General features: G+C 72.7%; 7 protein-coding genes. 5 read left to right on the top strand and 2 right to left on the bottom strand.

The window, feature by feature from the left end; translation table 11 throughout:
- A partial coding sequence (locus ACFQ4O_RS13150) for a TIGR02302 family protein (RefSeq protein ID WP_378776149.1) occupies window positions 1-2055 on the top strand: 2055 nt, incomplete at its 5' end.
- A 34-nt stretch (window positions 2056-2089) separates the two neighbouring features.
- On the opposite strand, the gene ACFQ4O_RS13155 is transcribed toward ACFQ4O_RS13150, so the two are convergent.
- Window positions 2090-2770 (bottom strand): YggS family pyridoxal phosphate-dependent enzyme, encoded by a 681-nt coding sequence (locus ACFQ4O_RS13155; protein WP_378776150.1) that lies wholly within the window; start codon window positions 2768-2770, stop codon window positions 2090-2092.
- Window positions 2771-3173: 403 nt separating this feature from the next.
- Between ACFQ4O_RS13155 and ACFQ4O_RS13160 the strand changes: the two genes are divergently transcribed.
- Window positions 3174-3500, top strand: a complete 327-nt coding sequence (locus ACFQ4O_RS13160) for an antibiotic biosynthesis monooxygenase family protein (RefSeq protein ID WP_378776151.1) — start codon at window positions 3174-3176, stop codon at window positions 3498-3500.
- Between the two features lie 87 nt (window positions 3501-3587).
- Complete coding sequence (locus ACFQ4O_RS13165; protein ID WP_378776152.1) at window positions 3588-4292, top strand: orotate phosphoribosyltransferase; 705 nt, start codon at window positions 3588-3590, stop codon at window positions 4290-4292.
- A 345-nt stretch (window positions 4293-4637) separates the two neighbouring features.
- Here the strand turns inward: ACFQ4O_RS13165 and ACFQ4O_RS13170 are convergent, their stop codons facing one another.
- Window positions 4638-5336: a tetratricopeptide repeat protein gene (locus ACFQ4O_RS13170; RefSeq protein WP_378776153.1), complete on the bottom strand. Its 699-nt coding sequence runs from the start codon at window positions 5334-5336 to the stop codon at window positions 4638-4640.
- Between the two features lie 215 nt (window positions 5337-5551).
- Between ACFQ4O_RS13170 and ACFQ4O_RS13175 the strand changes: the two genes are divergently transcribed.
- Both ACFQ4O_RS13175 and ACFQ4O_RS13180 read left to right on the top strand, forming a co-directional pair.
- Window positions 5552-6181, top strand: a complete 630-nt coding sequence (locus ACFQ4O_RS13175; protein WP_378776154.1) for a TetR/AcrR family transcriptional regulator — start codon at window positions 5552-5554, stop codon at window positions 6179-6181.
- A partial coding sequence (locus ACFQ4O_RS13180) for an efflux RND transporter periplasmic adaptor subunit (protein WP_378776155.1) occupies window positions 6178-7170 on the top strand: 993 nt, incomplete at its 3' end. The genes ACFQ4O_RS13175 and ACFQ4O_RS13180, both read left to right, overlap by 4 nt.

Genomic DNA, 7170 nt, shown 5'->3' on the forward strand with positions numbered 1-7170 from the left:
ATCTTCCTCACCGCCGCCCGCGCCCCCGGCGACGCCGCGCCGGAGGTGACGCGCGCGCCCACGGGCTCGATCCTCGTGGTGCGGATCGCCGGCGGGACCGCCGAGGTGTCCGCGACCGGCGGCCTCGAGGACGCCAAGCCCGTCGACGCCAAGAGCCCCGAGGGCATGACGGAACATCGCTACCGGCTGACCGGCGCCGCCGGTCTCACCGTGGCGGGCGAGGGCGAGGCCGCGCCCTGGTCGTGGCGCTTCTCCGCCATTCCGGACGCGGCCCCCACCATCCGCCTGAGCGAGCCGCCCCAGCGCAACGCCCGCGGCGGCGCCACGCTGCGTTACGAGGTGACGGACGATTACGGCGTCGCCTCCGCCGAGGCCCGTTTCGCGCTGAAGCCGGCGGAGACGCCGAAGGACGGGCAGGCGGAGGAGCGCCGCCCGCTCTATGAGGCCCCGAAGATCGCGCTGACGCTGCCGCGCAAGCGGGCGCGAGAGGGCAAGGGCCAGACCTCGCTCGATCTCGCCGAGCATCCCTTCGCCGGGGCCGACGCGGTGATGACGCTCGCCGCCCGTGACGAGGCCGGCCAGGAGGGCCTGAGCGCGCCCGAGACGCTGCGGATTCCGGGCCGCCCCTTCGTCAATCCGCTGGCCCGCGCGCTGGTGGAGCAGCGGCGCACGCTCGCGCTCGACGCCAACGCCAAGCCCGACGTCGCGAGGGCGCTTCAGGCGCTGATGCTGTTCCCGGAGGAGTTTACGCCCAAGGCCTCGGTCTATCTCGGCCTGCGAGCCGCCTATCGCCGGCTCGACATCGCCCGGACCGACGACGAGCTGCGCGCCGTCGCCGACCATCTGTGGGAGATGGCGCTGCGGCTGGAGGACGGCGACCTGCCGGACGCCGAGCGCCAGCTCAGGCAGGCGGAGGAGGCGCTGCGCAAGGCGCTGGAGGACGGCGCCTCGGAGCAGGAGATCGCCAAGCTCACCGAGGAGCTGCGCAAGGCGCTGGACGCCTTCATGAAGGAGCTGGCCCAGCGGGCGCAGCAGCAGCCGAACCCGCAGGCCCGCGCGCCCCAGAACGGCGCCCAGACCATCCGGCCCGACGATCTGCGCAAGATGATCGACCGCATGGAGCAGATGGCGAAGAGCGGATCGCGCGAGGCCGCCCAACAGGCGCTGAACGAGCTGCGGGAGATGCTCGACAACCTCCGGACCGCCCAGCCCGGCCAGCAGCAGCAGGGCGACCACCAGCAGTCCCAGAGCCAGCAGCAGATGGACAAGCTGCAGGACATGATCCGCGAGCAGAACAAGCTCCGGGACCAGACCTACCAGCAGTACCGCCAGCAGGAGCGGAGCGAGCGTAACCAGCGCGGCCGCGAGGGCCAGCCCCGCCGCGATCCGAACGGCGGCGACACGCAGGCGCTGGCCGAGCAGCAGCGCCAGCTCCAGCGCAAGCTGGACGAGTTGATGCAGGAGATGGCGCCCGGCGGCCAGCCGGACCGGCCGAACCAGCCTCCCGGTCCGGGCGAGCCCGGCGGTCAGGGCCAGCAGCAACAGCAGCAGGGCCGGAACGGCGAGGGGCAGGACGGACAGGGCCAGCAGGGCCAACGCGGCCAGGGTCAGGGTCAGCAGGGCGGCCAGCAGGGTCAGGGCGGGGGTCAGGGGCAGGATCCTCTCGGCGAGGCCGGGCGCAGCATGGGCGACGCCCGCGGCGCGCTCGGTCAGGGTCGGACGGGGCAGGCGCTGGACGACCAGAGCCGGGCGCTCGAAAACCTGCGCAAAGGCGCGCAGGCGCTGGCCGAACAGATGCGCCAGCAGGGCCAGCAGGAAGGGCAGCAGCCGGGACAGGGCCAGCAGGGCGCGGAGAACGGGCAGGCCGACGGCCGCGACGATCCGCTCGGCCGCCCGGTCCGGCGGCGCGAGAGCGACGGGACCGGCACCAAGGTGCCGGGCGAGATCGAGGCCCAGCGCGCCCGCCGGGTGCTGGAGGAGCTGCGCCGCCGCATCGGCGAGAACGAGCGCCCGCGCGAGGAGCTGGACTATCTGGAGCGCCTGCTCGCTCCGTGAGGCGCGGGGAGGACCGGGACCGCGTGCGGCGGCCTCAGGCCTTAGGACGGGTTCCGAAGATGGCGCTGCCCACCCGCACATGGGTGGCGCCGAAGGGCACGGCGTCCGTGAAATCGGCGCTCATGCCCATGGAGCGGCCGGGTAGGCCGTTGCGCGCGGCGATGCGGTCCAGCAGCGCGAAGAACGGCGCCGGCGGCTCGTCGGCGGGCGGAATGCACATCAGCCCCTCGATCGTCAGGCCGAACTCGTCCCGGCAGCGGGCCAGGAAAGCGTCGGTCTCCTCCGGCGGAACGCCGGCCTTCTGCGGCTCGGAGCCGATGTTCACCTGCACGAACAGCCGGGGCGACCGCCCCTGCGCCGCCATCTCCTTCGCCAGCGCCTCGGCGATCTTCGGCCGGTCCACGCTCTGGATCACGTCGAACAGCGCCACCGCCTCCGCCGCCTTGTTGGACTGGAGCGGCCCGATCAGGTGCAGCTCCACGCCGTCGTAGCGCTCCTTCAGGCCCGGCCACTTGGCCTTGGCCTCCTGTACCCGGTTCTCGCCAAACGCCCGCTGCCCGGCCTCGAGCACGGGCGCGATCTCGTCGGCGTCGAAGGTCTTGGAGACCGCCACCAGCGTCACGTCGCCCTCGGGCCGCCCCACGGCCCGCTCGGCTTTGGCGAGCGCGGCGCGAACATAGGCGAGGCGGGCGGGCGCCGTGTCCGGCTCGGTCATGGGGGCTCTCCGTGTCCTTGAAGACGGCGCCCACACGGCGCGCCTCACGCCCCAGCGAGTGCCGGGCTTCGCAGGGCGTCGTCAAGAGCGGGGCGTGTGAGGAGCGGGAGATGTCGGCGCGGAAGAGGGGATCGCGTGGGGTTGGAAACGTCCCCTCTTCCGCCCGAACAGACGCCGGTACGCATCAACCTGATCCGGCTGACCCCACACCAGCAAGGGCTTTGCCAAACGTGGTGAAGCGGCTTTAACCCCATCTATTGGGGCGCGAGCATGGCGGAGCCACAAAATAACGGCTTGAGCCCATAGGGCTTTCGCAAAGCGCGTCGCATTTTGCGAGACGCCTCGCGTTCTGCGACATAAAACGGGCCGGGAAGACGCCCCGATCGATCAGGAGACTGTCGCCATGTTCGTCGCCATGAACCGTTTCAAGGTGTTCGCCGCCGAGGCCGAAGCGTTCGAGACCGTGTGGCGCGAGCGCGACCGCCATCTGGACGAGGTTCCGGGCTTCGTGGAGTTCCACCTGCTGCGCGGCGCGGCGGACGGCGACACGGTGCTCTACGCCTCCCACACCATCTGGCGCTCGCGCGACGACTTCGAGGCCTGGACCCGCTCCGACGCCTTCCGCAAGGCGCACCGCAACGCGGGCCAGAACAAGCCGCTCTACGCCGGCCATCCCCAGTTCGAAGGCTTCGAGGCGGTGATCGAGGAGCGCGCGGCCGCCGCGGCCTGAGCCGTCGCGACGGCGTTCCCTCCGGCGCGGTTTCGCGCTAACGGATCGGCTTCACGCCGCACCTCACCGCCCGCGCCGGAGACCGCCATGACGCACGCCCCAGCCCCCCTCGCCTCCCGCGACGCCATCGGCCGCCGGGTGGCGCGCATGATGCTGGAGGTCGGCGCGATCCACATCCGCCCCGAGGAGCCGTTCATCTTCACCTCGGGCTGGGCGAGCCCGGTCTACACCGACTGCCGCAAGCTCATCTCCTATCCGCGGCTGCGCAAGCAGCTGATGGACGACGCCGCCGACACCATCCTGCGCGAGGCGGGCTATGAGAGCCTGGACGCGGTGGCGGGCGGCGAGACCGCCGGCATCCCCTTCGCCGCCTGGATCGCCGAGCGGCTGATGCTGCCCATGCTCTACGTGCGCAAGAAGCCCAAGGGCTTCGGCCGCAACGCCCGCATCGAGGGCGCCGTCACCGAAGGCCACCGCACCATTCTGGTCGAAGACCTGACCACCGACGGCGGCTCCAAGGTGGCCTTCGCCGAGGCGCTGCGCGAGGCGGGCCAGATCGTGGAGCACGCCTTCGTCATCTTCCACTACGGCATCTTCCCCGAAAGCCGCCAGACCATGGACCGCATCGGCGTGAAGCTGCACGAGCTCGCCACCTTCTGGGACGTGCTGGCGGCCGCGAAGGAGGACGCCCGCTTCGACGCCGGCAAGCTCGCCGACGTGGAGGCCTTCCTGAACAAACCCGCCGAATGGTCCGCCGCCCACGGCGGCAAGGCGTCGTTCGGCGCGAGCTGAGCGCACGTCCTTGTCCCGGCCCTGAGCCGGGACCCATTTCCGCCGACGTTTCCGGGTAAAGCTCCAGGCGCGCGGCTCGTTCTGCGAACGGAGACGTTTCTGGGTCCCGGCTCAAGGCCGGGACAAGAGGAGCGGCGTCAGGCTTCACGCTTCGGGATCACGGTTGGCCGCGCGCTCATTGGGGCGGCTCACCCTTCCTTGTCCCGGCCTTGAGCCGGGACCCATTTCCGCCGACGCTTCCGGGGTGAAGCTCCAAGCGCGCGGCTCGTTCTGCAGGCGGAGACGTTTCTGGGTCCCGGCTCAAGGCCGGGACAAGAAGAGCAGGGCGCTCCGCCCCGCGCCGGATCACCCCCGCGTGGGCTTCTTCGCGGGGCCGGCGCTCTTCAGGCCCTGCACCATGGCGAGGTTGGCGCGGACCTTGTCGTCGGCCTTGGGGTTCGCCACGGCCTGCAGCAGCACGGCTTCGGCCTTGGCCGGCTCGCCCGCGAGCGCGTAGGACAGGCCGAGATTGGACAGGATCGACGGCTCGCCGGGCGCGATCTTCAGCGCGGACTCGTAATAGCGCCGCGCCTCGGCGGTGCGGCCGAGCTGGTCGAGGATCGCGCCCTGCGCGTTCAGGATGCGCCAGTCCGGCTGCTCCGGCAGATGGGCCTTGCCGAGCACTTTCAGCGCCTCCTCGAGCCGGCCGGCGTCCGCGAGCGAACGGCCGTAGGCGGCGAGGATCTGGCGCTGGGCCGGGTGGCGGATGCTGGCGCTCTCCAGCACCGCGAGCGCCTGCGCCCGCTGGTCGAGCGCGCGCAGCGTCACGCCATAGGCGTAGGCCGCGCCGGGGTCGTTGGGGTTCTTCTCGTAGGCCGCCGCATAGGTCGCGGCCATGCGGCGGAGCTGGCCCTCGCGGTCGCCGGTCGCGACCTCGCGCGAGGCGCTGGCGCGCATCACCGAGCCGGTCACGTCCTTGTCGGCCACGCAGCCGGCCAGCGCCCCCGCCGCCAGCAGCAGGACGACCGAGCGCCCGACGAACAGACCGCGCGCGCTGCCCCGCATGATGGCCCCCTGACCAGCGTTTCGGGCGCCCGACGCGCCTCCCGAAAAGTCATGATCCGTTAACCCTAAAACTTGGTTAACGGAGACTTTCACCCCTCTCTCGGCGCTCCCCGCGAAGGCCCCGGGAGCCATGCGCGGAATCCCTTTGCCCGGGTCTGGGCGAGCGGCTATAAAAATGCGAACGAACATTCGCTCTCATTCTTGGGTCGCGCCGCATGTCCCTCGCCTCGCCCGTGTCCGAGACCCGGTCCCGCCGCGCCGACGACCAGCGCCGCCGCATCCTCGACGCGGCGGTGGCCTGCTTCGCCCGCAGCGGCTTCCACGCCGCCAGCATGCAGCAGATCTGCGCCGAGGCGGGCATGAGCCCGGGCGCGCTCTACCGCTACTTCCCCTCCAAGGACTCGCTGATCGAGGCCATCGTGGAGCGCGACCGGGCCGACGTGCCCGAGCTGCTCGCGCCGCTGCTGGAGGCGGAGGACGTGGTGGGCGCGCTGGTGGAGGCCGGCGTGCGCTTCATGTCGGGGGCGCTGCAGCCCGACGGCATGCCGATCTATGCGGAGCTTTGCGCCGAGGCGGTGCGCAACCCGCACATCCACGCCATCAACCAGCGCTGCGAGCGCGAAATCCACGACCTGCTGACGCGGGTGGTGCGGCGCGGGCAGGCGCTCGGCCAGATCGACCCCGCGCTCGATCCCGTCGAGGCGGTGCGGCTGCTGAGCGCGCTCGCCGACGGGCTGGCGACGCGCCTCGCGCTGGAGCCCGACGCCGACCTGTCGGGCCTGACGCCCGTGTTCGAGCGCGCCGTGCGCCGCTTCCTCGCCGCCCAGACGGAGCCCGGCCAGTGACCCCGCCCAGACCCCGCCGCCGCCTCTGGCCCATGGCGCTCGCCGTCGTCCTGATCGGCGGGGGCGTCGGCGCCTATGCGTTCCGGGACGCGCTGATCCCGGACCGTTCCGGGGCCGACGCCGGACCCGCGACCGCCGCGGCGCCCGCGCGGCCGAACGCGGTGGCGGTGACGGTCGCCACCGCCGCCCGGCGCGAGATCGTCCAGACGCTGGCGCTCACCGGCACGCTCGCCCCTCGCGACGAGATCCTCGTCGGCGCCCAGATCGACGGGCTGCGGCTCGAAGCCTATCTGGTGGAGACAGGCGACCGGGTCGCCGCCGGCAAGACGCTCGCCCGGCTCGACCGCGACATGCTGGACGTGGCGCTGGCGCAGAACCGCTCCACCGTCGCCAAGGCCGAGGCCGCCATCGCGCAGGCGGAGGCCGCCATCGCCGAGGCCGAGGCCGCGCGGATCGAGGCCGACGCCGCGTTGCGGCGGGCGCAACAGCTCAAGTCCTCGGGCAACGTCACCGGCGAAACGCTGCAGGCGCGGGAGACCGGCGCGCAGGTCGCGGGCGCCCGCGTCCGGGCCCAGAACGAGGCCCTGAAAGTGGCCGAGGCCGACAAGGCGCTCGCGGAGGCGCAGGGGCGCGAGATCGAGCTCCGCCTCGCCCGCACCGAGGTGAAGGCGCCGGCGGCGGGCGTGGTCTCGGCCCGTTCGGCGCGGGTCGGCCAGATCGTCGGCATGGGCGGCGAGCCGCTGTTCCGGCTGGTGCGCGACGGGGCGATCGAGCTGGTGGCGCGCGTGCCCGAGACCCGGCTGCCGGCGCTGAAGCCCGGCCAGCCGGCGCGGATCGAGGTCGCGGGTCTGGCGGAGCCGGTGTGGGGTCGGGTGCGGCTGGTGGAGCCGGTGGTGGACGCCGCCACGCGGCTCGGCCTCGTGCGCGTGGCGCTGCCCGACGATCCGGACCTGCGGGCGGGGCTGTTCGCCCGCGCCGGGGTGGAGACC

This window comes from Methylopila musalis (genome assembly GCF_042679725.1).
GTDB classification, from domain to species: Bacteria; Pseudomonadota; Alphaproteobacteria; order Rhizobiales; family Methylopilaceae; genus Methylopila; species Methylopila musalis.